Source organism: Streptomyces sp. NBC_00669, assembly GCF_036226785.1.
In the GTDB taxonomy this organism is placed as follows: domain Bacteria; phylum Actinomycetota; class Actinomycetes; order Streptomycetales; family Streptomycetaceae; genus Actinacidiphila.
Map to the genome: position 1 here is coordinate 3,136,805 of NZ_CP109018.1, position 24,817 is coordinate 3,161,621.

The 24,817-nt window shown below is 73.0% G+C and carries 28 protein-coding genes; 13 read left to right on the forward strand and 15 right to left on the reverse strand.

All coding sequences use genetic code 11. The features are described from left to right. Nucleotides 1–40: 40 nt before the first annotated feature. Complete coding sequence (locus tag OG896_RS12660; protein ID WP_329365093.1) at nt 41–763, reverse strand: hypothetical protein; 723 nt, start codon at nt 761–763, stop codon at nt 41–43. Between the two features lie 176 nt (nt 764–939). On the opposite strand from OG896_RS12660, the gene OG896_RS12665 reads away from it, so the two are divergent. Genes OG896_RS12665 through OG896_RS12675 form a run of 3 tightly spaced genes read left to right on the forward strand, consistent with a single transcriptional unit; the run spans nt 940 to nt 4,171 of the window. Then, a complete protein-coding gene (locus OG896_RS12665; protein ID WP_329365095.1) occupies nt 940–2,358 on the forward strand; it encodes a magnesium transporter MgtE N-terminal domain-containing protein in 1,419 nt (472 codons plus the stop codon). Continuing rightward, nucleotides 2,348–2,968, forward strand: coding sequence for a DUF1003 domain-containing protein (locus OG896_RS12670; protein ID WP_329365096.1), 621 nt, complete (start codon nt 2,348–2,350; stop codon nt 2,966–2,968). The genes OG896_RS12665 and OG896_RS12670 overlap by 11 nt, the downstream gene beginning before the upstream one ends. A 33-nt stretch (nt 2,969–3,001) precedes the next feature. Further along, nucleotides 3,002–4,171, forward strand: coding sequence for an Mrp/NBP35 family ATP-binding protein (locus OG896_RS12675; protein WP_329365098.1), 1,170 nt, complete (start codon nt 3,002–3,004; stop codon nt 4,169–4,171). Nucleotides 4,172–4,229: 58 nt separating this feature from the next. On the opposite strand, the gene OG896_RS12680 is transcribed toward OG896_RS12675, so the two are convergent. The 4 genes from OG896_RS12680 to sigE form a co-directional block, all read right to left on the reverse strand. Then, a complete protein-coding gene (locus OG896_RS12680) occupies nt 4,230–4,844 on the reverse strand; it encodes a hypothetical protein (protein WP_329365100.1) in 615 nt (204 codons plus the stop codon). Between the two features lie 160 nt (nt 4,845–5,004). Continuing rightward, complete coding sequence (locus tag OG896_RS12685) at nt 5,005–5,523, reverse strand: sec-independent translocase (RefSeq protein WP_329365102.1); 519 nt, start codon at nt 5,521–5,523, stop codon at nt 5,005–5,007. Nucleotides 5,524–5,686: 163 nt separating this feature from the next. After that, nucleotides 5,687–6,547 (reverse strand): anti-sigma factor family protein, encoded by an 861-nt coding sequence (locus OG896_RS12690; RefSeq protein WP_329365104.1) that lies wholly within the window; start codon nt 6,545–6,547, stop codon nt 5,687–5,689. Continuing rightward, nucleotides 6,544–7,305, reverse strand: coding sequence for an RNA polymerase sigma factor SigE (gene sigE, locus OG896_RS12695; protein WP_329365107.1), 762 nt, complete (start codon nt 7,303–7,305; stop codon nt 6,544–6,546). Before sigE ends, OG896_RS12690 begins: the two co-directional genes overlap by 4 nt. 162 nt (nt 7,306–7,467) lie before the next feature. Between sigE and OG896_RS12700 the strand changes: the two genes are divergently transcribed. After that, nucleotides 7,468–8,136 carry an O-methyltransferase gene (locus tag OG896_RS12700; protein WP_329365109.1) on the forward strand — a complete coding sequence of 223 codons (669 nt, stop codon included), beginning with the start codon at nt 7,468–7,470 and terminating at the stop codon, nt 8,134–8,136. 54 nt (nt 8,137–8,190) lie between these two features. Here OG896_RS12700 and OG896_RS12705 read toward each other — a convergent pair whose 3' ends face one another. Then, a complete protein-coding gene (locus OG896_RS12705; protein WP_073493047.1) occupies nt 8,191–8,358 on the reverse strand; it encodes a DUF3117 domain-containing protein in 168 nt (55 codons plus the stop codon). Between the two features lie 246 nt (nt 8,359–8,604). Here OG896_RS12705 and OG896_RS12710 point away from each other — a divergent pair, with 246 nt between their 5' ends. Further along, the gene (locus OG896_RS12710) at nt 8,605–9,387 is read left to right on the forward strand and encodes an enoyl-CoA hydratase-related protein (RefSeq protein ID WP_329365112.1); all 783 of its coding nucleotides are present in this window, start codon (nt 8,605–8,607) and stop codon (nt 9,385–9,387) included. 51 nt (nt 9,388–9,438) lie between these two features. Here OG896_RS12710 and OG896_RS12715 read toward each other — a convergent pair whose 3' ends face one another. After that, on the reverse strand, nt 9,439–10,026 hold the full coding sequence (locus OG896_RS12715) for a DNA-3-methyladenine glycosylase I (RefSeq protein WP_329365114.1): 588 nt from the start codon (nt 10,024–10,026) through the stop codon (nt 9,439–9,441). Further along, entirely contained in the window at nt 10,019–10,516 is a 498-nt protein-coding gene (locus tag OG896_RS12720; protein ID WP_329365115.1) for a cell division protein DivIVA, read from the reverse strand. The genes OG896_RS12715 and OG896_RS12720 overlap by 8 nt, the downstream gene beginning before the upstream one ends. A 159-nt stretch (nt 10,517–10,675) precedes the next feature. Here OG896_RS12720 and folP point away from each other — a divergent pair, with 159 nt between their 5' ends. After that, entirely contained in the window at nt 10,676–11,488 is an 813-nt protein-coding gene (gene folP, locus OG896_RS12725; RefSeq protein WP_329373944.1) for a dihydropteroate synthase, read from the forward strand. Nucleotides 11,489–11,517: 29 nt separating this feature from the next. On the opposite strand, the gene OG896_RS12730 is transcribed toward folP, so the two are convergent. The 3 genes from OG896_RS12730 to dapE all read right to left on the reverse strand — a co-directional run bounded on the left by OG896_RS12730 (nt 11,518) and on the right by dapE (nt 14,621). Next, complete coding sequence (locus OG896_RS12730; RefSeq protein ID WP_329365116.1) at nt 11,518–12,348, reverse strand: TIGR00730 family Rossman fold protein; 831 nt, start codon at nt 12,346–12,348, stop codon at nt 11,518–11,520. 16 nt (nt 12,349–12,364) lie between these two features. Continuing rightward, complete coding sequence (locus OG896_RS12735) at nt 12,365–13,444, reverse strand: alpha/beta hydrolase (RefSeq protein WP_329365118.1); 1,080 nt, start codon at nt 13,442–13,444, stop codon at nt 12,365–12,367. 109 nt (nt 13,445–13,553) lie between these two features. Further along, entirely contained in the window at nt 13,554–14,621 is a 1,068-nt protein-coding gene (gene dapE, locus OG896_RS12740; protein ID WP_329365120.1) for a succinyl-diaminopimelate desuccinylase, read from the reverse strand. 181 nt (nt 14,622–14,802) lie between these two features. Here dapE and OG896_RS12745 point away from each other — a divergent pair, with 181 nt between their 5' ends. Beyond that, a complete protein-coding gene (locus tag OG896_RS12745) occupies nt 14,803–15,756 on the forward strand; it encodes a heavy metal transporter (protein ID WP_329365121.1) in 954 nt (317 codons plus the stop codon). A gap of 123 nt (nt 15,757–15,879) precedes the next feature. On the opposite strand, the gene dapC is transcribed toward OG896_RS12745, so the two are convergent. After that, nucleotides 15,880–16,986, reverse strand: a complete 1,107-nt coding sequence (dapC, locus tag OG896_RS12750; RefSeq protein ID WP_329365122.1) for a succinyldiaminopimelate transaminase — start codon at nt 16,984–16,986, stop codon at nt 15,880–15,882. A 109-nt stretch (nt 16,987–17,095) separates the two neighbouring features. Further along, nucleotides 17,096–17,416, reverse strand: a complete 321-nt coding sequence (gene fdxA / locus OG896_RS12755) for a ferredoxin (protein WP_033319951.1) — start codon at nt 17,414–17,416, stop codon at nt 17,096–17,098. Nucleotides 17,417–17,524: 108 nt separating this feature from the next. Here fdxA and OG896_RS12760 point away from each other — a divergent pair, with 108 nt between their 5' ends. Both OG896_RS12760 and OG896_RS12765 read left to right on the forward strand, forming a co-directional pair. Further along, nucleotides 17,525–18,520: a GNAT family N-acetyltransferase gene (locus OG896_RS12760; protein ID WP_443057020.1), complete on the forward strand. Its 996-nt coding sequence runs from the start codon at nt 17,525–17,527 to the stop codon at nt 18,518–18,520. Further along, nucleotides 18,517–19,419: a transglutaminase-like domain-containing protein gene (locus OG896_RS12765; RefSeq protein WP_329365126.1), complete on the forward strand. Its 903-nt coding sequence runs from the start codon at nt 18,517–18,519 to the stop codon at nt 19,417–19,419. The genes OG896_RS12760 and OG896_RS12765 overlap by 4 nt, the downstream gene beginning before the upstream one ends. A 163-nt stretch (nt 19,420–19,582) precedes the next feature. Here the strand turns inward: OG896_RS12765 and OG896_RS12770 are convergent, their stop codons facing one another. Both OG896_RS12770 and OG896_RS12775 read right to left on the reverse strand, forming a co-directional pair. After that, a complete protein-coding gene (locus OG896_RS12770; protein ID WP_328474462.1) occupies nt 19,583–20,188 on the reverse strand; it encodes a response regulator transcription factor in 606 nt (201 codons plus the stop codon). A gap of 58 nt (nt 20,189–20,246) precedes the next feature. Continuing rightward, nucleotides 20,247–20,576, reverse strand: a complete 330-nt coding sequence (locus OG896_RS12775) for a nuclear transport factor 2 family protein (protein WP_329365127.1) — start codon at nt 20,574–20,576, stop codon at nt 20,247–20,249. A gap of 195 nt (nt 20,577–20,771) precedes the next feature. On the opposite strand from OG896_RS12775, the gene OG896_RS12780 reads away from it, so the two are divergent. The 4 genes from OG896_RS12780 to OG896_RS12795 all read left to right on the forward strand — a co-directional run bounded on the left by OG896_RS12780 (nt 20,772) and on the right by OG896_RS12795 (nt 24,756). Then, nucleotides 20,772–21,743: an ABC transporter ATP-binding protein gene (locus OG896_RS12780; protein WP_329365128.1), complete on the forward strand. Its 972-nt coding sequence runs from the start codon at nt 20,772–20,774 to the stop codon at nt 21,741–21,743. Next, nucleotides 21,740–22,480, forward strand: coding sequence for an ABC transporter permease (locus OG896_RS12785; RefSeq protein ID WP_329365130.1), 741 nt, complete (start codon nt 21,740–21,742; stop codon nt 22,478–22,480). Before OG896_RS12780 ends, OG896_RS12785 begins: the two co-directional genes overlap by 4 nt. Before the next feature lie 139 nt (nt 22,481–22,619). Further along, nucleotides 22,620–23,777: a sensor histidine kinase gene (locus tag OG896_RS12790; protein ID WP_329373947.1), complete on the forward strand. Its 1,158-nt coding sequence runs from the start codon at nt 22,620–22,622 to the stop codon at nt 23,775–23,777. Nucleotides 23,778–23,790: 13 nt separating this feature from the next. Beyond that, nucleotides 23,791–24,756 (forward strand): hypothetical protein, encoded by a 966-nt coding sequence (locus OG896_RS12795; RefSeq protein ID WP_329365132.1) that lies wholly within the window; start codon nt 23,791–23,793, stop codon nt 24,754–24,756. Nucleotides 24,757–24,817: the final 61 nt, after the last annotated feature.

Genomic DNA, 24,817 nt, shown 5'->3' on the forward strand with positions numbered 1-24,817 from the left:
CGGCCCGGGGCGACGAGGCGAGTCGAGGCGAGCGGGTGCGCTACTTGCCGACGGTCTTGCCGTAGTCCAGCACCTCGGACTTGGCCGGGGCGGCCAGGGTGAAGTCCTGGCCCCAGTCCGAGAGGGTCAGGGTGCCCGCGCCGCCGACGCGCTCGTAGCGCAGCGGGTAGGGCGTGCCCTTGAGGGAGACGTCCAGCGAGCCGCCCTTGGTGCCTTCGAGCGCGATGGTCTTGGTGGAGCCGACCTTGCGGTGGGCGCCGGTCTTGACCGTGCCGTCCAGCACGAAGAGGTCGGCGAGCAGCGTCTTCTTGTCGGTGAACCCGGAGAACTGCTGGTAGGAGGGGTCGTTCTGCGGCACCTTGACGTACTTGCCGTTGAGCTTCGCGGCGGCGGCCTTGCTGTCCTTGTCGCTGCCGCCGTCACCGTAGAAGTCGGCGCCGGCCTTGAGATAGAGGTCGTCGTCGACCCGCAGCAGCTGGAAGGTGTCGCCCTTGCTGCTGACCTCGCCGACCCCGCCGTTGGTGCGCAGCCGCATGTCGAGGCGGTAGGTCCGGCCGCCGCTGACCACGGTGCCGGCCAGCCGTACGGCGGCGGCGCCCGCGGCGGCGGACTTCGCCTTCTGCTCGATGGTCTGCGCCGGGAGCTTGCCGACCCCGTTGGTGCCCGCGTCGGGGTCGCCCCCGAAGCCCAGGCAGCCGGTGAGCAGACCGCTCGCGCCGAGCGCGGTCAGGGCGGCGGCGACAGTCCTGCGGCCGTGGTGCACGGGTTCTCTTCCTCCAGGGACGGCGGCTGCGGGCGGCCTCGAAGCTACCGCAGGGTTACTCCCGGGGACCATCCCATGGGGCAGGCAAGATCGGCCCGGAGTAGCCTGAGCGGGTGCGGCGGGTGTGGCCCGCAGGCACCGGAGCAGCCCTCCGCGGACCGTAGGAGGCCCCCACCATGGCGGCAGGCGCCCCTCGGGTCTTCGTCTCGCACCTGGCCGGGGTCGCCGTCTTCGATCCGAACGGCGACCAGGTCGGGCGGGTGCGCGACGTGGTCGTCATGCTGCGCGTCGGAGGGCGCCCGCCCCGGGTGCTGGGCCTGGTCGTCGAGGTGGTCAGCCGGCGCCGGATCTTCCTGCCCATGACCCGGGTCACCGGCGTGGAGTCCGGCCAGGTCATCACCACCGGCGTGGTGAACATGCGGCGCTTCGAGCAGCGGCCGACCGAGACGCTGGTGCTGGGCGAGCTGCTGGACCGCAGGGTGCGGCTGGCCACCGACGAGTCGGGCTCCCCCGCCGAGACCCCCACCGCCGTGGCCCGCTCCGCCGCCGACGAGGCCCTGTCCGTCGAGGTCACCGTGCTCGATGTGTCCATGACCCAGCTGCCCTCCCGGCGGGACTGGGAGATCGACAAGGTCTTCGTGCGGCGCGGCAAGAGCGGGGCGCTGCGCCGCAGAGGCGAGGCGCTGACCGTGGACTGGTCGGCCGTGAGCGGCTTCTCGCTCGCCGAGGAGGGCCAGGGCGCGGAGAACCTGGTGGCGACCTTCGAGCAGCTGCGCCCGGCCGACCTGGCGAACGTGCTGCACCACCTGTCGCCCAAGCGCCGCGGCGAGGTGGCCGCCGCCCTCGACGACGACCGGCTCGCCGACGTCCTGGAGGAACTGCCGGACGACGACCAGGTGGAGATCCTCAGCAAGCTCAAGGAGGAGCGGGCCGCCGACGTGCTGGAGGCGATGGACCCCGACGACGCCGCCGACCTGCTCGCCGAGCTGCCGGCGGACGAGCAGGAACGCCTCCTCACCCTGATGCAGCCCCAGGAGGCCGCGGGCGTACGGCGGCTGCTGTCGTACGAGGAGCGCACCGCGGGCGGGCTGATGACCACCGAGCCGATCGTGCTGCGCCCGGACGCGACCGTGGCCGACGCGCTGGCCCGTATCCGCAACCCCGACCTGTCCCCCGCGCTGGCCGCCCAGGTGTACGTGTGCCGGCCGCCGGACGACACCCCGACCGGAAAGTACCTCGGCCTGGTGCACTTCCAGCGGCTGCTGCGCGACCCGCCCTTCACCCTGCTCGGCGCGATCGTGGACACCGACCTGCAACCGCTGGGCCCGGACACCGCGCTGCCGTCGGTGACGAGCTTCCTGGCCACGTACAACATGATCTCCGCGCCGGTGGTGGACGAGAGCGGTTCGCTGGTCGGCGCGGTGACCGTGGACGACGTGCTGGACCACCTGCTGCCGGACGACTGGCGGGAGACCGCGCTGTACGGCGCGGAGGGCGGCACGGACAGCGGCATGGACGGCGACGGGGACGGCGAAGGTCGCGGCACGGACGAGCGCGGCACGGACGAGCGCGCGGAGGCACCCGATGGCCGCTGACGAGCGCGAGCGGACCCGCCACCCGGCGGGGGCCACGGCGACCGGACGGCCGCGCAAGAACCGGCTGGACCAGCCGCGCGAGCCGCGCCGCAGCCTGCTGCCGTCCTACGACCCGGACGCGTTCGGCAAGCTCTCCGAGCGGGTGGCGCGCTTCCTCGGCACCGGACGGTTCATCGTCTGGATGACGGTGATCATCATCGTCTGGGTGCTGTGGAACGTCTTCGCGCCACGGAACTTCCAGTTCGACCACTACCCCTTCATCTTCCTGACGTTGATGCTGTCGCTGCAGGCGTCCTACGCGGCGCCGCTGATCCTGCTCGCGCAGAACCGGCAGGACGACCGGGACCGGGTCAACCTCGAACAGGACCGCAAGCAGAACGAACGGAACATCGCCGACACCGAGTACCTGACCCGGGAGGTGGCCGCCCTGCGGATGGGCCTGGGCGAGGTCGCCACGCGGGACTGGATTCGCTCGGAACTCCAGGACCTGGTCAAGGAGATCGACGAGCAGCGGCACCGTGCCGAGCGGCGCAACGAGCGGCAGGGCCAGGACCGGCATGGTGACCAGCGCCGCCCGCGCAGTGACGAAGGCGACGGCCGGGGCCGCTGAAGGGCCGCTCGGGACCGCCGTATCCTCGTGCGTATGGCTACCGCTCTGCACGGTTCTACCCCGACCGGCACCCCCACCGACGACGCTGTACGCGCCGCGCTGGCGACCGTTGACGACCCGGAGATCCACAAGCCGATCACCGAACTCGGCATGGTGAAATCCGTCGACATCGCCGCCGACGGCTCGGTCGCCGTCACCGTCTACCTCACCGTGTCCGGCTGCCCGATGCGGGACGAGATCACCGGCCGGGTCACGGCAGCGGTGCAGGGCGTGGCCGGGGTGACGTCGGTGCGGGTGGCGCTGGACGTGATGAGCGACGAGCAGCGCCGCGAGCTGGCGTCCTCGCTGCGCGGCGGCCAGGCCGAGCGGGAGATCCCCTTCGCCCAGCCCGGCTCGCTGACCCGGGTCTATGCGATCGCCTCCGGCAAGGGCGGGGTCGGCAAGTCCTCGGTGACGGTGAACCTCGCCGCCGCGATGGCCGCGGACGGGTTGAAGGTCGGCGTGGTCGACGCGGACATCTACGGGCACAGCGTGCCGCGGATGCTCGGCGCGGAGGGCCGTCCCACCCAGGTCGAGAACATGATCATGCCGCCGTCGGCGAACGGTGTGAAGGTCATCTCGATCGGCATGTTCACCCCCGGCAACGCGCCGGTGGTGTGGCGCGGGCCGATGCTGCACCGCGCGCTCCAGCAGTTCCTCGCGGACGTCTACTGGGGCGACCTGGACGTCCTGCTGCTCGACCTGCCGCCCGGCACCGGCGACATCGCGATCTCCGTCGCGCAGCTCGTGCCGAACGCGGAGATCCTCGTGGTGACCACCCCGCAGCAGGCGGCGGCGGAGGTCGCCGAGCGGGCCGGGTCGATCGCCGTGCAGACCCACCAGAAGATCGTCGGCGTCGTGGAGAACATGGCGGGGATGCCGTGCCCGCACTGCGACGAGGTCGTCGAGGTGTTCGGCACGGGTGGGGGCGACCGGGTCGCCGAGGGGCTGTCCCGCACCACCGGCACCACGGTGCCCGTGCTCGGGCGCATCCCGATCGACGTGCGGCTGCGCGAGGGCGGCGACGACGGCCGGCCGGTGGTCCTCACGGCGCCGGAGTCCCCCGCGGGGGCGGCGCTGCGGGGCATCGCCGCGAAGCTCTCCGCCCGCGAGCGCGGGTTGGCGGGGATGTCGCTCGGGATCACCCCGCGCAACAAGTTCTGACGGCTCCCCCGGGCTGCCCGTCCCGTGACTCCGCGGACGGGCAGCCGGGTGGGTCCGGTTACCCCGCGTACGCGGTGAGGTCGGGGATGGCGGCCAGCGCGAGGCCGTAGGCGGACATGTTGCGGCCGTACGCCCCGAGGTGCACTCCCGCGGCGGAGCCGGCCATCACCCAGCCGTATTCCGACTCGCGGTAGTGGAAGGGGGTGGGGACGCCGTCGACGGGGAGGGTCAGGGACGACCATCCGGGTCCGGTCAGCTCGTCCGCGAGCTCCCACGCCGCCGAGGTCTGCTGGTCGAGCCAGTCCTGCCGCAGCGCGCGGTCCATCCGGGTGGGCCAGGTCGCCGAGAGCAGCCCGGAGCCGGCCAGCCAGGCCGCTGAGGAGACCGAGGTGGCCTCCATCACACCGGTGCCGTCGGCGCTGCGCCGCAGCGGCCGGTGGGCGACGGTGACCACGACCGCGAACTTCTGGCCCTCCGGGTCGGCGGCCTCGGCCTTGAGCGACGGCTCGTCGCCGTGTCCGGTCGCTCCGTGTTCGACGGTCCCGTCCGCGCTGGTGCCGAGCAGACCGAGCCACCGGGGCCCGGTGAATGCCTGGTCCAGCCCGTACCAGGGGAAGTCGGCCAACAGGTAGCCCTCGACCGCCCCCTGTTGCGTGCCGGTCTTCGTCTCCATATGGGTCGCGCCTCCTCGATGACCGCCCTCCTGGGCGACATGCCATCTTGCCCGACCATGGGCGGGTTCGGGGCGCGAAACGGCGTGGGGTGATGCCGAACACACGGACAACGGCCATGCAATCGGGTGAAAACGTGGATTCGGGTTGACGCTCCCCGGATCAGGTCGCGTCGGAGTCGTACGGCGGCGGCTCGTCCTGACCCAGCTTCTTCAGCCGGTCGGGGGTGCCGCCGGAGTCCGCGGAGCCGGCACCGGAAGAAGCCGTCCCCGCGGAGGCTGACGACGAGGACGAGCCGTTGACGCCCGTCCTGACCCCGTTGACCGCGTCGGTGACCTCCGCCATGTCCTTGCGCAGGTCGGTGACGTCGGTGAGGTCCTTGCGCAGGTCGAGGCTCTTGCCGAGGTCCTTCAGCTCGCCGAGGCCGTACTCGTCGTTCTCGCTGTTGATCAGGTTCTTGCGGATGAAGGTCTTCGGGTTGAGGTCCTCGAACTCGAAGTCCTTGAACTCCGGCCCCAGCTCGCGGCGGATGTCCTCCTTGGCGCTGTCGGAGAACTCCCGCACCTTGCGGATGAAGGCCATGGCGTCCTGGATCAGCTTCGGCAGCTTGTCCGGGCCGAAGACAAGCACGGCAAGGACCACGATCGCGACCAGCTCCAGCGGGCCTATGTCGAAGAACACCTTGCAGCTCCTTGAGACGTCCACGGCCGGCGTGGGCAGGGACCGGCGGAATTCACGGTACCTGCCCGAGCAAGCGATACGGGAGTGGCTGTGGCCAACACTATGCTGCCGCCCGGTAAAGACCTGCGCTGACACCGGGCGGTGCCCGACGCCGAACCACCGCTCAGCGCAGCGGGAACGAGCCGTTCGACGCCTGCTGGACCGGCGGTATCAACGGCACGGAGGTGGCCGACGCGACCACGATCCGCTCGCGCCGCTGCTCCTCGCGGTCCGAACTGAGCACGCCGCGCGGGATGGTGCCGCGGGTGTCGGAGACCTGGCCGGCGCTGAGCGGGCTGACCGCGGGGCCGTCGTCCGGCCGGGCGCCGCTGTCCATCGCCGCCTCCATCGGCAGCGCGCTGCCGATGGCGATCGCGGCCATCGAGAAGGCACCGGCCGCGGCGAAGGCGAAACGCCGGCCCCGGGAGGTGCTGTCGTGGACCCGGAAGCCGCGGCCGCGCCCGTCACCGGCCGGCAGCAGATCGGCGGCCGGGCCGAGGAAGGAGAACTCCTCGCGCCGCGCGCCCCCTGATCGGGCCAGGCCGGAGCCGGGGCGACCGGTGTCGGACCTGCCGGGGTCGGAGAGCACCGAGTCGGGAACCGTCGGCCGCGAGCCGAAGAAGCCGCCGTCGAACGGGCCGCGACGGTGGCCGACGCTGCCCGCCTCGTCGGCCGACAGGCCCTCGGGCCGCGCCGGGCCACCGGGGCCGTCCTGGCCGTCCATGGCCGGCAGTCCCTGTAGCCGCGCCAGCAGACCGGCCGATATGGCCGGCAGCTCCGAGCCGGCGATCACGCTCTTGAGCCGGCGCTGCTCGGCGGCGGCGGCCTTGCACTGCGTACATGTCGCGAGATGGGCCAGCACCCGGTCCCGGCTGTCGTCCGTCAGCTCGCCGTCGACGAAGGCGGAAAGTCGGTCACCGAGGTGCTGCTCGGCGGGTGCAGGACGTTGGGGACGGTGCTGCTCGCCTGAACCGCTGCTGCTCACGCTCTCCCGCCCTCCAGGGGTTTGGACGCGGTGGCAGCGAACGCGGGCGCCGGGCGCGCTCCGGGCGCCCGGTGCTCCAGAGCCTTGCGCAGGTGCGAGCGGCCGCGGTGGATGCGGCTTCGCACGGTGCCGAGTTTCACCCCGAGGGTCGCGGCGATCTCCTCGTACGACAGTCCCTCGATGTCGCAGAGCACCACGGCGGCCCGGAACTCCGGCGCGAGGGTGTCCAGCGCCTGCTGGACGTCCGCGTCGAAGTGGGTGTCGCTGAAGTGCTGCGCGGGGGACGGCTCGCGGCTGGGCAGCCGCTCAGCCGCGTCGTCGCCGAGAGCGTCGAAACGAATGCGCTGCCGGCGCCGCACCATGTCCAGGAAGAGGTTCGTGGTGATGCGGTGCAGCCAGCCCTCGAAAGTGCCGGGCGTGTAGGTGGACAGGGAGCGGAAGACCCGCACGAAGACCTCCTGGGTGAGGTCTTCCGCGTCGTGCTGGTTCCCGGTCAGGCGGTAGGCCAGCCGGTACACCCGGGCACTGTGCGTGCTGACGATCTCCTCCCAGGAAGGAGGCGTCCACGTCTGGCCGTCTCCGTCGGTAGCGAACGTCGCGGTCGCGGAGTCGGTCCTGGGTGAACGGTCATCAGCTGTGTCGGTCACGGATTTCGGCTGTCCGGCGGACTTTCGGAAGCGGTCGAGCATTCCTCGGTCACCGGCCGCAGCCGCACCTCCCCTGTCGGCTCTGGTGGTCTCCAGTAGAGCCCCTACCATATCCACCTCGCCCGTTAGCTCCGGATAAGTGCGCTGTTGCCAAAGCGGAGAGGGGGCTGCCGCTCCATCCCCGCGGGGGGCTGTTGCCACCCGTGTTCTCTAACGCCCGGTCCCATCAGCAGGTTCCCGGCGGCAACGGATACAGTCGCCCGGGCGGCGCAATTGCAAGGAGAACACCGGACAAGGGGAGCGGCCATTACCGGCAACCGGCAGGCGAGCTGGGCGTTCGCGGACGCCTTCGTCGCCGAGGACGACGCCTTGATACGCGCCCGCGCCCGCTCGCGTACGGAGGGGCTGCGCGCGGTCTCCCCCGGCACCGGCGCGGCCCTGCGACTGCTCGCCGGGGCTTGCGACGCGAAGTCCGTGGTCGAGATCGGCACCGGCACCGGCGTCTCCGGCATCCACCTGCTGCGCGGCATGCGGCCCGACGGGGTGCTGACCACCGTGGACTCCGAACCCGACCGCCAGCAGCTCGCCCGCGAGGCGTACCGCGAGGCCGGGGTCGCCGCCAACCGGGCCCGCTTCATCTGCGGCCGCGCCCTCGACGTGCTGCCCCGCCTCACCGACGGCGGGTACGACCTGGTCTTCTGCGACGCCGACCGGCTGGAGTGCCTGGACTACCTCGACGAGTCGCTGCGGCTGCTGCGCCCCGGCGGCGTGCTCTGCTTCGAGGGCGCCTTCGCCCAGGGCCGCGCGCTGGACGCCTCCCACCAGGACGCCGAGTCCCTGCACTTGCGCGACCTGATGCGGGCGGTCCGGGACAGCCCGCGGCTGGCCCCGGTCCTGCTGCCCACGGACGACGGCCTCCTCTGCGCCATCCGCCGCGCATGAGCACGGCCACGTACGTGGGACGTACGTGGCCGTGACGATTCGGGACCGCTGGTCTCAGACGATGGCCTTCTTCAGCGCATCGCCCAGGGCGTCCGCCTCGTCCGGGGTCAGCTCTACTACCAGCCGCCCGCCGCCCTCCAGCGGAACGCGCATGATGATGCTCCGCCCCTCCTTGGTCACCTCGAGCGGGCCGTCACCCGTCCGCGGCTTCATGGCCGCCATGCTCGTTCCCCTTCCTGAAACCAGCTCGGACTCGAACACATTGGTTCTCGGCCATTATCCCGCATCAGTCGACCTGATGACCAATAGCCGTAGCACTCCGTTGTACATTCCGATCCCCCAAACCCGGCTATTTCGCCGGGTCGGGCCGCTTCCGGGCCTGGCGCGGTTTGATGTACGTCACATGTCGGACCCTCATCGGGTCCGGCATCCTGGCCAGGACACTTGCCGCGACGAAGGGGTTCTGGCATGGGCGAGAGCGTGCTGTACGAGGTCGAGGACGGCTTGGCGACGGTCACCCTGAACCGACCGGAGGCCATGAACGCACTCGACACGAATACGAAGAACGCGTTGCGCGAGGCGCTGCGGACCGCGGGCTCCGACGAGGCGGTGCGCGCCGTGCTGCTCACCGCGACCGGCCGGGCGTTCTGCGTCGGACAGGACCTCAAGGAGCACGTCGGCATCCTGGAGTCGGGCGGCGGCCTGGCGACGGTCGCCGAGCACTACAACCCGATCGTCACCGCCCTGGCCACCATGCCCAAGCCGGTGGTCGCCGCGGTCAACGGGGTGGCGGCCGGGGCGGGCGCGGGGTTCGCGTTCGCCGCGGACTACCGGCTCGCCGCGGACACGGCGTCCTTCACCACCGCGTTCGCCGGGGTGGCGCTGTCCACGGACTCCGGGATGTCGTGGACGCTGCCGCGGCTGGTCGGCCAGGCGCGGGCCGCGGAGCTGCTGATGTTCCCGCGGCCGGTGCCCGCGCAGGAGGCGCTGGCGCTCGGCCTGGTGCACCAGGTGCTTCCGGCACCCGCGCTGGCCCAGGCCGCGGTCGCGGTGGCCCGGGCGCTCGCCGACGGCCCGACCGTCGCGTACGCCGCGATGAAGGAGGCGCTGGCGTACGGGGCGTCGCACACGCTGGAGGAGTCGCTCGCCCACGAGGACACCCTCCAGGCGCGGGCGGGGGCGTCGGCGGACCACCGTGAGGCGGTCTCGGCGTTCGTCGCGAAGCGGAAGCCGAGGTTCGAGGGGCGCTGACCCGAAGGGCGCTGACCCGAGGGGCGCCGAGTGGCCGGGGCGACGGTCGGGTCAGCGGGCCGTGCAGTCCGCCAGGTGGTCGTTGACCAGGCCGCACGCCTGCATCAGGGCGTGCGCGGTGGTCGGGCCCACGAAGCGGAAGCCGCGTTTCTTCAGGTCCTTGGAGAGCGCGGTGGACTCGGGGGTGGTGGCCGCGACGTCGGAGAGGGTGCGCGGGGCGGGGCGGCTCGCGGGGTCCGGGGCGAAGGACCAGACGAGGGCGTCCAGGCCGCCGTCGTAGGTGTCGCGGACCTCGCGGGCGGCGGCGGCGTTGGAGATCGCGGCGTCGACCTTGGCGCGGTTGCGGATGATCCCGGGGTCGGCGAGCAGCCGGGTCCGGTCCTCGTCGGTGAACGCGGCGACCTTGTCGATGGCGAAGTGCCGGAAGGCGGCGCGGAAGGTCTCGCGGCGGCGCAGGATCGTGATCCACGACAGCCCGGACTGGAAGGCCTCCAGGCAGATCCGCTCGAAGAGGGCGTCGTCGCCGTGCACCGGCTTGCCCCACTCCTCGTCGTGGTACGCCAGGTAGTCGGGGGTGGACAGGCCCCAGGGGCAGCGGAGCAGGCCGTCGGGGCCGGGGATGGCGGTGCCGTCACTCACCCGTGCCGCCCGGGAGGTCGTCGGGGCCGGCCACCGGCCGGTCGGGACGGGCGGCGGGCTCTGCGTAGCCGCTGCCGGGCCCGCCACCGTATCCGTGGCCGTATCCCTGCCCGTTGCCGCCGCCGCTCCCGTACGGGGCGCCGGGGGCGGTCTGGGGGGACGTGCCCGGCGCGGCGGAGGTGTCGTAGCGGTGCGCGCCGGCGTGGGCGCCGGCGAGGTGGGCCTCCAGCTCGGCGATGCGGGCGTCGCGTTCGGCCAGCTCCGCGCCGAGCCGCTCCAGCACCTCGTCCACGTCGAGCATGCGGTAGCCGCGCAGGCCCACCGGCAGCCGGACCGCGTCCACGTCGGCGCGGACCAGCGGGCGGTCGGGAGGCAGCCGGTCCTCGAGCCGGTCGGGCTGGGAGTCCTTGAGCGCGCCGCCGTCGCCGAGTACGGCCAGCGCCACCGCGGCGACCACCGCGACGAGCGCGATGAGCATGAACCAGAACACGTCGATACTCCCGGGGTACGGCCCAGGGACCTGCCGTCCGGATCGGCGGGTCCTCCATGTCAGGCACGATCGTGCCACGATCGCATGAGTCTGAGATGAGGAGTGACCGTGGGACTTCGGCTGGGCAGCCGGGAATTCGGTGAGCGGGAGCCGGTGATCATGGCGATCGTGAACCGGACGCCCGACTCGTTCTACGACCAGGGCGCCACCTTCACCGACGAGCCGGCGCTCGAACGGGTCGCGCGGGTGATCGCCGAGGGTGCCGCGATCGTCGACATCGGCGGGGTCAAGGCGGGGCCGGGCGAGGAGGTGTCGGCGGACGAGGAGATCCGGCGCACCGTCCGGTTCGTCGCGGAGGTGCGGCGCCGCCACCCCGACGTGGTGATCAGCGTGGACACCTGGCGGCACGAGGTGGCGCGGGCCGTCTGCGAGGAGGGCGCCGACCTGCTCAACGACGCGTGGGGCGGGGTCGATCCCGAACTGGCCGAGGTGGCCGCGCGGTACGGGGTGGGGCTGGTGTGCACCCACGCGGGCGGGGTGCGGCCGCGGACCCGGCCGCACCGGATCGGCTACGACGACGTGATGGCCGACATCCTCCGGGTCACCGTCGGGCTCGCCGAGCGCGCCGAGAAGCTGGGGGTGCGGCGCGACGGCATCCTCATCGACCCCGGGCACGACTTCGGCAAGAACACCCGGCACTCGCTGGAGGCGACCCGGCGGCTGCCCGAGATGACGGCCACCGGGTGGCCGGTGCTGGTCTCCCTGTCCAACAAGGACTTCGTCGGGGAGACGCTGGACCGGCCGGTCAAGGAGCGGCTGATCGGCACGCTCGCGACCACCGCGGTGTCGGCGTGGCTGGGGGCGCAGGTGTACCGGGTCCACGAAGTGCCGGAGACCCGGCAGGTCCTGGAGATGGTCGCGGCGATCTCCGGTGCGAGCGAACCCCGGGTGGCCCGGAGGGGGCTCGCCTGACCCTCCGGGGTGGGTCAGGGGCGCCCCGCTTACGCGCTTTCCTTGGTGACCCTTTCGACCGCGTCGTCGACGTCGTCGGTGACGTGGAAGAGTTCGAGGTCGGCGGGGGACGCCTTGCCCTCGGCGACGAGGGTCTGGCGGACCCAGGAGACCAGCCCGCCCCAGTACTCGGTGCCGAAGAGGACGATCGGGAAGCGGGTGACCTTCTTGGTCTGGACGAGCGTGAGCGCTTCGAAGAGCTCGTCGAGGGTGCCGAATCCGCCGGGCAGCACCACGAACCCGCGGGCGTACTTGACGAACATGGTCTTGCGGACGAAGAAGTAGCGGAAGTTGACGCCGATGTCGACGTAGGGGTTGAGCCCCTGCTCGAAGGGCAGCTCGATGCCGAGGCCGACGGAGACCCCGCCGGCCTCCAGCGCGCCCTTGTTGGCCGCTTCCATGGCGCCGGGGCCGCCGCCGGTGATGACCGCGAAGCCGGCCTCCGCGAGGGCGCGGCCGATCCGGACCCCGGCGTCGTACTCGCGGGAGTCGACCGGGGTGCGGGCGGAGCCGAACACGCTGACCGCCGAGCCGAGTTCGGCGAGCGCGCCGAAGCCCTCCACGAACTCGGACTGGATACGCAGCACCCGCCACGGGTCGCTGTGCACCCAGTCGGTGGCGCCGCGGCTGTCCAGCAGGCGCTGGTCGGTGGTGCCGGAGAGCACCTGTCCACGTCGGCGGATCACCGGCCCGGTGTGCCGTTCCGGCCAGCCCTTGCCCTCCGGGCGGCCCTCGGCGGCGGCGTTGGCCGCGGCTGCTGCGTCCTGCCAGTCACCGGCGTTCCCACCCGCGTCGTCGGAGTCGGTTGCGTCTGTTGTCATACCCGCAGCGTACGCATCAGGGTGCCGTCGACGGTGCCAAAGGCACCGCTCGCGGCGCTTCCAGCCGCCCGCTGAGCCAGGTCAGGGCGCCGGGGAACATCCGGCTCCAGGTCTTCCAGTTGTGCCCGCCCGCGGTCAGCTGGACGGTGCTGACGGTGCCGGGCGGCCGTACCGCGTCGGCGATCGCGTCGGCGAACTTCGGCGGGCTCTCCCGGTCCTGGAGGCTGGACTCGACCAGGATGTGGGCCGCCGGGCGGCTGTTGCGGGCCAGCCACAGCGGGTTGCGCACCCCGTGGGCCGGGTCGTCGGGTGCGAGCGCGGCCGCGGCGGCGAACCGGTGCGGGTAGTCCAGGGCGAGCCGGGCCGCGCAGTAGCCGCCGGTGGATATGCCCATCACCGCCCAGCCGGCGGGGCCGGGCAGGGTACGGAAGTTGGCCGCGACGGTGGTCGGCACGTCGTCGGTGAGCCAGGTGGCGACCTTGCTCTTGCCCGGCACGTCCGCGCAGCCGGTGTCCACCCGGTCCGGGGTGATCGTGGGCAGCACCAGGATCGCGGGTTCGGCCCGGCCCGCCGCGATCTCGCCGGCCATGATCCGGCCGATCCGCATGCCGCGCAGGAAGCTGTGCGGCGTGCCGGGTATGCCGTGCAGCACCTCGATCACCGGGAAGCGGGTGTGGGCGTACCCCTTCGCGGTGTACTGCGGCGGCAGCCAGACGATCACCTCGCCCTTGCTGCCGGAGTGCCAGCCGCGCACCGTGGCGCGGCGGAATCCCGCGGAGTACGAGCCGAACACCACGTGGTAGTCGGGTACGGCGGGCGTCACGGCCGGGTGGGCGGCGGAGGCGGTGCCGCCACCGCCGCTGTTGGCGTCGCCGAGTAGGTCGGCCCAGGAGGCGTAGAAGCCGTACTGGTTGTTCACCAGGACCATCATCAGGCAGATCGCGGTGGCCTGGCAGAGCAGGATCATGCCCACCCGGGCCACGGTGCGCACCACGCGGGGGCCGCGCACCCTCGCCCACAGCAGGAGCGCGGCCACCACCGCGCCGACCGCCGCGATCAGGAGCACCACGGCGAACCACGTGCTGGTCAGCCCCATGACCGTGTCCTCTCCCCCCGAACTTCGCCCGGATCGGGCGTATCCGATCACACCATGGCGGATGGGAGGATGCGCGCGCACCCCAGTTCGGTTGCTCGGACCGCCCGGACTATGGGGTGAGCCACTCCCGCAGCTTGCGCTCGGCCTCCTGGACGGCGGCGATCCGGACGTTCTCCTCGCGGGTGTGGGCGAGGGTGGGGTCGCCCGGGCCGTAGTTCACCGCGGGCACGCCGAGCGCGGAGAAGCGGGCCACGTCCGTCCACGCCTCCTTCGCCGCCGGCGGGGTGCCGATCGCCGCGACGAACGCGGCCGCGGCCGGCTGGGACAGGCCGGGCAGCGCGCCCGGGGCGCTGTCGGTGAGCACCACCTCGAAGCCGTCGAAGACCTCGCGCACCCGGTCCAGCGCCTCGGCCTCGCTCTGGTCAGGGGAGAAGCGGTAGTTGACGGTGACCGCGCAGGTGTCCGGGATCACGTTCCCGGCGTGGCCGCCCTCGATCAGCACCGCGTTGAGGCCCTCCGGGTAGACCAGGCCGTCGATCTCCACCCGGCGCGGCTCGTACGCCGCCAGCCGGGCCAGGATCGGCGCGGCCTTGTGGATGGCGTTCTCGCCCAGCCAGCTGCGGGCGGAGTGCGCGCGGCGGCCGGTGGTCTGCACCCGGACCCGGAGCGTGCCCTGGCAGCCGCCGTCCACCCGGCCGTCGGTCGGTTCCATCAGCACCGCGAAGTCCCCGGCGAGCCACTCCGGATGGCGCTCGGCGAGGCGCTTGAGCCCGTTGAACTCGGCGGCGATCTCCTCGGCGTCGTAGAACACGAAGGTGAGGTCGCGGTTGGGCTCCCGCAGTCCGGCGGCGAGTTTGAGCTGGACCGCGACGCCCGCCTTCATGTCCGAGGTGCCGCAGCCCCACAGCACGCCGTCGGCGTCCAGCCGCGACGGCAGGTTGTCGGCGATCGGGACGGTGTCCAAGTGGCCGGCCAGCACGACCCGTTCGGTACGGCCGAGCTCGGTCCTGGCCACCACCGCGTTTCCGTCCCGGTCCACCCGCAGATGCGGTTGCGCCGCCAGCGCCGCGGCCACCAGGTCGGCCAGCTCTCCCTCCGCCCGGCTCACCGATTCCACGTCCACGAGCTGAGCTGTCAACCCGGCGACGTCCTGCTCCAAGTCCAACACGGTTCCCATCCCGCCAGCGTAGGCGGTGCCCGCGGGTGCGACGGGAGGAGCCGCACACGGGCAGGGGCGCGGGAGACTCCCCCGGAGGGGGTGCCCCCAGCGACGGGCTCCCACCGGCAGGTGGGTCCCTGGACCGACCTGACGGGGCGACCCGGCGGATCGGGGCGCTCACATTCGGTAGGGTTCGGCCGTGCCCGAGTCGCCGTCCCCAGCGAGCAAAGAAGAGAAGCGCGGCCGCGGCTGCGGCCTGCGGTTCGCCGCCGGTTTCATCGTGTTGCTGGCCCTCGCGGGCTACCTCGCGTACCGCTTCGAGAACCACGAGAACCCGGCGGCCGCCGGCTGCACCGTGAAGACCGACGGCAACGACCTGACCCTCGACCAGGACCAGGCCGCGAACGCCGCGACGATCGCGGCCGTGTCGATCTCGCGCGGCCTGCCCGAGCGCGCGCTGACGATAGCGCTCGCCACGGCGATGCAGGAGTCCCGGCTGGTGAACCTCGACACCGGGGACCGCGACTCGCTCGGCCTCTTCCAGCAGCGCCCCTCGCAGGGATGGGGCACCGCCCAGCAGATCCAGGACCCGGTGTACGCGTCGAACGCGTTCTTCGACAGCCTGGTGAAGATCCCGAACTACACCCGGCTGCCGGTGACCGTGGCCGCGCAGCGGGTGCAGCGCAGCGGCTACCCGGAGGCGTACGCGCAGCACGAGACGGACGCCACGATGGTGGCCGCCGCGCTGACCGGGCGCGACGAGGCGGCGCTGAGCTGCACCACCGGCGCGAACACCGCGTACAGCGCCGGCGGGCGGCTGGGCGACACCGAGAAGGTGACGGCCCTGCTGAAGCGGGAGTTCGGCAGCCAGGTGCGGCCGCGGGACGACAGCGACCCGCGCACCGTGGCGGTGCCGTCGGTGCCGCCGGGCGGTTCCACGACCGGCGCCGGCAAGCAGCGCGGCTGGGCGCTGGCGCAGTGGGCGGTGGCGCACGCGCACGACCTGAAGGTGGAGCAGGTGAGCTTCGGGGACATGCGCTGGCAGGCGAAGAAGTCCGGCAAGGGGTGGCAGAAGACGTCGGACCCGTCCGGAACCAAGGGTGCTTCCGCGCCGGCCGTGGACACGCTGGTACGGATCACCGTCGCGCGGTAGTTCCCGCCCCGACCCGCCCGGGCGCCCCGGGAGTACCCGGGCGAGTCCAGGGGCACTGGGAACCGCGCGCGCAACCCACCACCAGGTGGTCCCTCACCCGACGGAACGCACCACCCCGGAGGGTCAGCCGAGCCGTTCCACCGCGGCGGCCACCCGCTCGTCCGTCGCTGTGAAGGCGATACGGACGAAGTTCTGCCCGGTGGGGCCGTAGAACTCGCCGGGGGCGACGAGGATGCCCTGCTTGGACAGGTCCCCGACGGTCTGCCAGCAGTCCTCGTCGCGGGTGGCCCACAGGTAGAGGCTGGCCTCGCTGTGCTCGACCCGGAACCCGGCGGCCTCGAAGGCGGTGCGCAGCGCGGCCCGGCGCCGGGCGTAGCGCGCCTTCTGGTCGACCGCGTGCTCGCGGTCGCCCAGGGCCGCGACCATCGCCGCCTGCACCGGCTGCGGCACGATCATCCCGGCGTGCTTGCGCACCGCGAGGAGTTCGGCGACGGCCGCGGGGTCGCCGGCGAGGAAAGCTCCCCGGTACCCGGCGAAGTTGGACCGCTTGGACAGGGAGTGGACGGCGAGCAGGCCGTCGTGGGTGTCGCCGCACACGTCGGGGTGCAGGACCGAGACCGGCTCGGTGCCCTCCCAACCGAGTTCGATGTAGCACTCGTCGGAGACGACGAGGATGCCGTGCTCGCGCGCCCAGGTCACGATCCGGCGCAGTTCGGCGGCGGACAGCACCCGACCGGTCGGGTTGGAGGGGCTGTTGAGCCAGAGCAGCCGGGTGCGGGCCGGGTCGAGATCGGTGACCGGGTCGTCGTAGCCGGCCGCTTCGGCCCGGGCGATGAGCGCCCCGATCTCGTAGGTCGGGTAGGCGAGCGCAGGGTAGCCGACCTGGTCGCCCTCGCGCAGGTCGAGCAAGGTGGGCAGCCAGCCGACGAGTTCCTTGGAGCCGATCAGCGGCAGGATGTGCGCCGGGTCCGCGCCGCTGACGCCGTGCCACGTGCGCAGGTAGTGCGCGGCGGCCTCGCGCAGCGCGGCCGTGCCGTAGGTGAGCGGGTAGCCGGGGCTGTCCGCGGCGGCGGTCAGCGCCTGCCGGATCACCTCGGGGACGGGGTCCACCGGGGTGCCCACGGACAGGTCGACCACACCGTCGGGGTGCGCGGCCGCCGTGGCCTTGTACGGCTCCAGGCGGTCCCACGGGAAGACCGGAAGGCGGGCGGAGATGCTCAACGTGCTCACTCTCGCAGGGTGGTTCGTGCGGGCGGCGCAGAACACCGGGCCCCGTGCCGGCAGCGGTGCGCTGCCGGACGGGGCCCGGCGGTGTCAGCCCCGGGGGGTTGTCACCGGGTCACTGGTTCTGCGGGGGCAGTTCCGCGATGAAGGGGTGGTCGCGCTCGATCAGACCCAGCTTCGAGGCGCCACCGGGCGAGCCGAGTTCGTCGAAGAACTCCACGTTCGCCTTGTAGTAGTCCTTCCACTCCTCCGGGGTGTCGTCCTCGTAGAAGATCGCCTCCACCGGGCAGACCGGCTCACACGCGCCGCAGTCGACACACTCGTCCGGATGGATGTACAAGGACCGGGAGCCCTCGTAAATGCAGTCGACCGGGCACTCTTCGATGCACGCCTTGTCCTTGACGTCGACACAAGGCTGCGCGATGACGTAGGTCACGCTGTCGTTCCTCCTCGGTAGGGCTCATCTCGCGCGGGAGCGCGGCGTCGTCGATGCCCACACCTAGTATCTCCGTTCCTGGGCACGTTCCGAACAGGAGGGGCAGGCATGCGAGGGGTTTTCTCGTCCGGAGCTCGACTCGAAATCCACATTACCCCCGCTGACGTGGGAAAACGCGTCTCGGTCCGGCAGTTGGTCGAGGTCGCCGACGGGCATCCTATGTTCACCGATACGGTCGGTGTTCTCGCATCCTGGAATACGGGAGTGGTCTGCGTCACTCGGCGGACCGGAGAGACGGTGCGGATCGAGGAGGAGACACTGGTGGCGGGGAAGGTGGTGCCGCCCGCTCCGGAGCGGCGTGACAGGGGCCGGAGCAGGCCGGGAGTGCCCGCGGTGACGGCCGAGGAGATCGAGGCGGTGGCGTCGCGGGCCTGGCCGCCGGTGGAGTCGGCGCCGCTGGGCGGCTGGGTGCTGCGCGCGGCGGGCGGTTTCACCCGCCGCGCGAACTCCGTGCTGTTGACGGGCGACCCGGGGATGCCGCCGGCGGAAGCGCTCGCCGCGGTGACACGGTGGTACCAGGAGCGCGGGCTCGTGCCGCTGTTCCAGGTGCCGGACTCCTCGCCCTACGTGGTGGAGTTGGACCGCGCGGGGTGGGTGCGCGAGGCGGACACCCTGGTCCGTACCGCCCCGCTCGCGCCGTTGACGTCCCTGGCGAAGGCCGCCGGCCGCCCGGTGGAGCTGTCGCGCACCCCGGACGCGGCCTGGCTCGCCTCGTACCACCGCACCGGCGAACTCGCCGACGCCGCGCTCCAGGTGGTCTCGGGCGGGCCGTCGGTCTGGTTCGCCACCGCGCCGGGCGCGATCGGCCGGGCCGTGGTCGAGGGGCCCTGGGCGCTGTTCGGCGCCGTCGAGGTGGCACCGGACCAGCGCCGGCGCGGCCTGGCCACCGCCGTGATGGGCGCGCTCGCCCGGCGGGCGTACGACGAGGGGGCGACCGCCGCGTACCTCCAGGTCGAGGCGGACAACGCGGCCGCCCGCGCGCTCTACGACCGGCTCGGCTTCACCGACCACCACGGCTACCACTACCGGCGCCCCCCGGCATGACGGCTTCGGTACGCGAACGGTTCGCCGCGGCCGCCCGCGAGGAGCGGCCCGACCTGGCGGAGTTGTGCCTGCTGATCGGCGCGGAGGCGGACCCGGCGCTGGACGGCCCGGTGGCGGACCTGGCCCAGATCGAACTGGACCGGCTCGCCGGGCTGCTCCCGTACGGCTCCACCACGCCGCAGGACTGGGCCCAGGCGCTCAGGCGGGTGCTGGGCGCCGGGCACGGCTTCCACGGCACGCCCGCGGACTACGGGCTGCTGTCGTCGTCGCTGCTCCAGGAGGTGCTGCGACGGCGGCGCGGGCTGCCGATCCTGCTGTCGGTGGTGTGGATGGAGGTGGCGCGGCGCGCGGGGGCGCCGGTGCACGGGGTGGGGCTGCCGGGGCACTTCGTGGTGGCGCTCGGCGAACTGGAGCCGCACGGAGCGGAGTTCGGCGCGGAGTTCGGCGCCGAGTTCGACAACGGCCCGGCGCCGTACGTCCTGGTCGACCCCTTCGACGCGGGCCGCGTGCTGTCCGGGCCGGACGCCGAACGGCTCATGTCGGGCTCGGTCGGCGGCATCCGATCCGGTACGGGGGCGGGCGGCCGCGCGATGGCCGCGCCCGCGCCGGCCGACACGCTGGACATCGTCCGCCGCGTGCTCAACAACATCCGGGCCTGGGCCGCGCCCCGGCCCGAGCGCCTCCCCGTCCAGCTGTGGACCCTCGACCTGACGCTGCTCCTCCCCCGCCATCCGGCCCGCCTGCGCTACGAACGGGCCCAGGTCCTCGTCCAGATGGGCGACTTCCTCGGCGGCGCGGCAGAGATGGAGGAATACGCCGAGGTGATCGGCTCGTTCGACCCGGAGACCGCGGCGACCATCCGCACGCAGGCGCGTGCCGCGCGGGCCCGGCTCAACTGACCTTCCCTTCGGGGAGGAGCCGAGCAGATTCAGGGGCGCGTGGGGGCGCTCCCCCGGTGCCCGCCGGGGCGCCCCCACCCAGGCGAAGAACTGCGGGAGAACCGCGCGCGACCCACCAGCGAGAGGTGGTCCCCGAACCGACCGCACGGGGCGGCCGGGCGGGTCACAGCCACCCCTTCTCGCGGGCGATGAGGACGGCCTCCGCCCGGTTGCGCGCGCCGGTCTTCTGGATCGCGGTGGAGAGGTAGTTGCGCACCGTGCCCTCGGACAGCAGCAGCCGCCGGGCGATCTCCGCGTTCACCGAACCGTCGGCGGCGGCGTTGAGCACTTCCCGCTCCCGCCCGGTCAGCGGGTCCGCGCCCTCGGCCAGCGCGGCCGCGGCCAGCGAGGGGTCGATCACCCGCTCCCCCTGGAGCACCCGCCGTACCGCGTCGGCGAGTTGCGCGGCGGGCGCGTCCTTCACGAGGAACGCCTCCGCCCCCGACTCCATCGCGCGCCGCAGGTATCCGGGCCGGCCGAAGGTGGTCACGATGACGACCTTCACCCCGGGCGCCGCCTTCCGGAGCAGCCCCGCCGCCTCGATCCCGGTCATCCCGGGCATCTCGATGTCCAGCAGCGCCACGTCCGGCCGGTGCTCCAGCACGGCGGCCACCACCTCGTCGCCCCGCGCCACCTGCGCGACGACCTCGATGTCCGCCTCCAGCCCGAGCAGCGTGGCCAGCGCCTCCCTGACCATCGACTGGTCGTCGGCCAGCAGCACTCGGATCATCCCCGTCACCCCGGCAGGGTAGCGGCTCCGCTCGGCGGGGTCCGGCCCGGGAGCGGCGTCACCCGGTGATGCGCATGAGGGCGATGTGGTTGTCGGAGACGGTGAAGGCGAAGTCGGAGGGGCCGTTGAAGCCGTTGCCGCCGACCTCGGCGGAGACCGTCGTGGTGTCGCCTTCGGTGCGGGTGCCGGTGACCCGCAGGGTGACCTGCTTGCCGATGAACTCGGCGTCGCTCCACTCCCGGACCGCGTCGTGGCCGCGGAAGATCCGGCCCCAGTCGTCCACGGCCCCGTCCGGCGCGAACGCGGCAAGGAAGTCCTCGGTGTTCCCCGCGCTCGCCGCCTCCAGGGCCGCGGCGATGGGGATCGGCAGGGGCTCGGCGCTGGTCATGCCCGCTCAACGAGGGCCCGCGGGCCAGGTCACGCACCATATGGGCCGACCGGGGGGCGGTCCGGGAACCGGCCGGGGCGAACCGGAAACCGGCGGGGAGCCGTTCGCGTCAGCGGCGCCGTATGACATCTGTCATGCGGATGTCACGACCGTACACACTGCCGCCGGGCCTCCCCCTCGGACCACAGTGGTGCCATGACCGCAGCATCAGTGAGCACGACCACGCAACAGCAGGACGGGGCCGGCGGCCCGGGGCAACCCGTGGTGAGCTTCCGGGACGTGAGCAGGAGTTTCGGGGCCGTCCAGGCGGTCGCCGAGGTGAGCCTGGAGCTGCACCCCGGCGAGACGGTGGCGCTGCTGGGGCCCAACGGCGCCGGCAAGTCCACCGCGCTCGACCTGCTCCTCGGGCTGAAGAACGCCGACCGCGGGGAGGTGAAGGTGTTCGGCACCAGCCCGACGCAGGCGATCGCCAAGGGCCGGGTCGGCGCGATGCTGCAGAGCGGCGGGCTGATGGAGGAGGTCACGGTGCGCGAGCTGGTGGGGCTCGCCTGCGACCTGCACCCGAAGGCGTACCCGGTGGACCAGGTGCTGGCCGCCGCCGACCTCACCGACATCCGGGACCGGAAGGTGAACAAGCTCTCCGGCGGCCAGGAGCAGCGGGTCCGGTTCGCGATGGCCACGGCCGGCGCGAACGACCTGATCGTGCTCGACGAGCCGACCACGGGCATGGACGTGAGCGCGCGGCAGGCGTTCTGGGCGACGATGCGTGCGCAGGTCGACCAGGGCCGCACCGTGCTGTTCGCCACCCACTACCTGGAGGAGGCGGACGCGATCGCGGACCGCGTGCTGGTCCTGCACCGGGGCCGGCTGATCGCGGACGGCACGGCGGCGGAGATCAAGGCGCGCGCGGGGGCCCGCCGGATCACCTTCGACCTGGCCGACGGGATCGACGAGCAGGCGCTCGGCGCCCTGCCGAACGTGGTGGGCCTGGACGTGACCGGCCCGACCGTACGCATCCGCTCCAACGACGCGGACGCCACCATGCACGCGGTGTACGGGCTCGGCCTGTACCCGCGCAACCTCGAGGTCGCCGGGCTCGGTCTGGAGCAGGCGTTCCTCGCCATCACCGACGCGGCGACCAACGCAGAGGAGGCAGGGCAGCGATGACGACGCTGATCCGGCTGGAGATCACCCGCACCCTGCGGAACCGCAAGTTCATGTTCTTCTCGGTGCTCTACCCGGCGTTCCTCTTCCTGGCGATCAGCCTGAGCTACAAGAAGAGCGACACCGTCGGCGACCACGGGCTGTCGGCGGTGGCCTACCTGATGGTCTCGATGGCCGCGTTCGGCGCGATGACGGCGGTGCTGATGGGCAACGCCGAACGGATCGCGCGGGAGCGGGAGAAGGGCTGGGTGCGGCAGCTGCGGCTGACCGCGCTGCCCGGCCGCGGCTACGTCACCGCGAAGGTGGCGTCGGCGGCCACGGTGAGCCTGCCGTCGATCCTGGTCGTGCTGCTGATCGGCGGACTCGTGAAGAGCGTCCGGATGGACACCTGGCAGTGGGTGGCGATCGCCTTCAGCACCTGGGCGGGCAGCCTGGTCTTCGCCGCGCTCGGGGTGGCGATCGGCTATCTGGCCACCGCCGACGTGGCCCGGCCGATCTCCATGCTGTTCTACTTCGGCCTGGCGGTCCTGGGCGGCCTGTGGGTGCCGATCTACAGTTTCCCGCAGTGGTTGCAGAACCTCGCCGGCTACCTCCCGGCGCGGCCGTACGTGGCCCTGAGCCAGGCGATCGAGGTGGGGAACGCCCCGCACGTCAAGGACGTCAGCGTCCTCGTCGTCTACCTGCTGCTCTTCGCGGGGGCGGCGGCCTGGCTCTACCGCAAGGACACCCGGAAGGCGTGACCGTATGACCGGCGAGTGGTGGCGCCGCCGCGCCGGGGACGGCGCCCGGCGGGGCGGCGGTCCCGGCGCCGTAGCCGAGGACGGCGGCGAGCCGTGGCCGAAGTGGCGGCAGGAGGTGGAGGACGCCGACACCAGCCCGATGGGCCGGCCGCCGGAGAACCGCAGGCAGGCGATGATCAAGCTGATGTGGATCGGCATCTGGCTGCTCTACCTGGCCTCCCCGGTGAGCGACCTGGCCGACGGCGGCCACTCGCTCGCCGCCGCCGTCCCGGCCGCCTTCGGCCTGATCGTGTTCGTCGCCGGGTACCTGGTGCTGGCCTTCTTCCGCACCAACAACCCCGGGCCGCCCCAGCCCTGGGTGTACGCCCTGCTGGTCGCGCTCGCCTCCTTGGCACTGGCGCTGTCGGCCCTGCTCGGCAAGAACTGGCTGGTGCTGTTCGTGTACGTGGGGGTGGCGTGCGGGGCGGCGCTGCCCGGCAAGGACTCGCGGTGGGCGGTCCCGCTCTCGGCGGCGCTGCTCGCCGCGACCGGGGCGGTCGTCGATCCGCACGGCACGCTCTACCCGTCGCTGCTGGTGCCCGCCCTGCTCGGCGGCTTCGCGATGATCGGCGTGCAGCAGCTCGTCCGGACCATGCGGGAGTTGCGCTCCGCCCGGGACACCGTGGCGCAGCTGGCCGCGACCGAGGAGCGGCTGCGGCTCGCCCGCGACCTGCACGACCTGCTCGGGCACTCGCTGTCGCTGATCACCCTGAAGAGCGAACTGGCCGGACGGATGCTGCCGGACCGGCCGCGGGACGCCGCCCAGCAGGTCGCCGACATCGAGTCGGTCAGCCGCCAGGCGCTGGTGGACGTGCGCGAGGCGGTCAGCGGCTACCGGCGCCCCACCATGGCCGCCGAGGTCGCCTCGGCCCGCAGCGCGCTGGCCGCGGCGGGCGTCTCGGCCCGGCTGCACGTGCCCGACCGGATCGAGGGCCTCACCCCGGCCGGGGAGGGCGCGCTGGCCTGGGCGCTGCGCGAGGCGGCGACCAACGTCATACGGCACAGCGGCGCGACGACCTGTGTGGTGGCCCTGGAGACGGGCGGCGGCAGCGCGACGCTGACCGTCTCCGACGACGGGCGGGGGCCGGACGACTCCTGCCCGCCAGGCAACGGCCTGACCGGGCTGGGCGAGCGGCTGATCCTCGCGGGCGGCAGCCTGAAGACCTCCCGGGCAGGTGACGGCGGCTTCACGCTCACCGCGACGGTGCCGCTCGCCGCGGCGCCGGTGGGTGCGAAACAGCCGCCGAACGGCGAGTAGTAGGGTCCGGGCTGTGCCCGAGACCCCCGAGATCCCCGAGATCCCCGCGCCGAGCCAGCCGATCCCCGAAGATCCCGAAGCCGCCGGAGCCGCCGGAGCCGCGCCCGCCGCGGGCACCGACGGCGAGGGCGTCGACGCGACCGCGGATGCGGAGCCCGAGCACGGCGCCGCCGCACCGGACCTCGGCGAACCCGGCTTCGCCCACTCGGCCGCGGTGGTCGCCGGCGGCCTCGTCCCGGACTCCGTACTCCAGGTCGCCGCCCGCGCGACGCTGCCGTTCCAGGCGGCCCGCGCGGACCTGAGCTTCGCCACCGCCTTCTGGTACAACGACCTGATCGAGACCGGCGGCGACCACGAGGTCATCCGGCAGTACCTCGTCACGGCCGCGCCCCGCACCCGCTTCGAGATCGGGCAGTGGACGCTGCGCGGCGACCTCACCGACCCGGAACAGCCGCTCGACGAGCTGGTGATGGGCGGCTTCGCGAAGCGCTGGACGGTGCTCGACGGCCTCGGGGTCGCGGTGATGCCCACCGTGGACCTGCACCTGCACGCCGAACGCAAGGGCTGGCGCTGGGACACCCAGGAGATCACCGACGGGCTCGCCGCGCAGCCCGACGACATCGCGGCGATCGGCGACGACCCGCTGCCCGCGTACGTCCTCGGTCACGAGGCCGACGACAGCGGCGCCTCCGCGCACCCCGACCGGCCGCAGGCGCTGCTGGCGGGCGAGGTGCGCCGGGCCGCCCCCGACGCGCCGCTGACCTGGTCGGGTCCGCTGCCCACCGGCTTCGACGGCTCGCCGGTCTTCGCCGCCCTGCCGCTGCCCGACGAGCAGTTGAAGCTGCTCTGCCTGGGGGTGGCGCTGCCGGGCGCGGACGGACCCGACGCGCCGGCGACCGTGGTGGCCTTCGCCGAGCTGCGCTCCGCCATCCACGCGCTGGCCCCCCGCCGCAGGCGCCACTGGTGGCAGCGCGGCTGAGGGGCCCGACCCGGGGAGCCGCCCGCGGGAGCCGGCCCGCGAGGGCCGGCCGAGGGGCGGC

Excerpts from the sequence above, each read along its gene's own strand:
- OG896_RS12765 (WP_329365126.1), top strand. The coding sequence starts at position 18,517 with ATGACGGCTTCGGTACGCGAACGGTTCGCCGCGGCCGCCCGCGAGGAG.
- OG896_RS12730 (WP_329365116.1), bottom strand. The coding sequence starts at position 12,348 with ATGACAACAGACGCAACCGACTCCGACGACGCGGGTGGGAACGCCGGT.
- OG896_RS12760 (WP_443057020.1), top strand. The coding sequence starts at position 17,525 with ATGCGAGGGGTTTTCTCGTCCGGAGCTCGACTCGAAATCCACATTACC.
- OG896_RS12710 (WP_329365112.1), top strand. The coding sequence starts at position 8,605 with ATGGGCGAGAGCGTGCTGTACGAGGTCGAGGACGGCTTGGCGACGGTC.
- OG896_RS12670 (WP_329365096.1), top strand. The coding sequence starts at position 2,348 with ATGGCCGCTGACGAGCGCGAGCGGACCCGCCACCCGGCGGGGGCCACG.
- folP (WP_329373944.1), top strand. The coding sequence starts at position 10,676 with ATGGCGATCGTGAACCGGACGCCCGACTCGTTCTACGACCAGGGCGCC.
- OG896_RS12665 (WP_329365095.1), top strand. The coding sequence starts at position 940 with ATGGCGGCAGGCGCCCCTCGGGTCTTCGTCTCGCACCTGGCCGGGGTC.
- OG896_RS12790 (WP_329373947.1), top strand. The coding sequence starts at position 22,620 with ATGGGCCGGCCGCCGGAGAACCGCAGGCAGGCGATGATCAAGCTGATG.
- OG896_RS12680 (WP_329365100.1), bottom strand. The coding sequence starts at position 4,844 with ATGGAGACGAAGACCGGCACGCAACAGGGGGCGGTCGAGGGCTACCTG.
- OG896_RS12770 (WP_328474462.1), bottom strand. The coding sequence starts at position 20,188 with ATGATCCGAGTGCTGCTGGCCGACGACCAGTCGATGGTCAGGGAGGCG.
- OG896_RS12735 (WP_329365118.1), bottom strand. The coding sequence starts at position 13,444 with ATGGGGCTGACCAGCACGTGGTTCGCCGTGGTGCTCCTGATCGCGGCG.
- OG896_RS12775 (WP_329365127.1), bottom strand. The coding sequence starts at position 20,576 with ATGACCAGCGCCGAGCCCCTGCCGATCCCCATCGCCGCGGCCCTGGAG.
- OG896_RS12705 (WP_073493047.1), bottom strand. The coding sequence starts at position 8,358 with ATGGCGGCCATGAAGCCGCGGACGGGTGACGGCCCGCTCGAGGTGACC.
- dapE (WP_329365120.1), bottom strand. The coding sequence starts at position 14,621 with ATGGGAACCGTGTTGGACTTGGAGCAGGACGTCGCCGGGTTGACAGCT.
- OG896_RS12785 (WP_329365130.1), top strand. The coding sequence starts at position 21,740 with ATGACGACGCTGATCCGGCTGGAGATCACCCGCACCCTGCGGAACCGC.
- OG896_RS12675 (WP_329365098.1), top strand. The coding sequence starts at position 3,002 with ATGGCTACCGCTCTGCACGGTTCTACCCCGACCGGCACCCCCACCGAC.
- OG896_RS12780 (WP_329365128.1), top strand. The coding sequence starts at position 20,772 with ATGACCGCAGCATCAGTGAGCACGACCACGCAACAGCAGGACGGGGCC.
- sigE (WP_329365107.1), bottom strand. The coding sequence starts at position 7,305 with ATGGTAGGGGCTCTACTGGAGACCACCAGAGCCGACAGGGGAGGTGCG.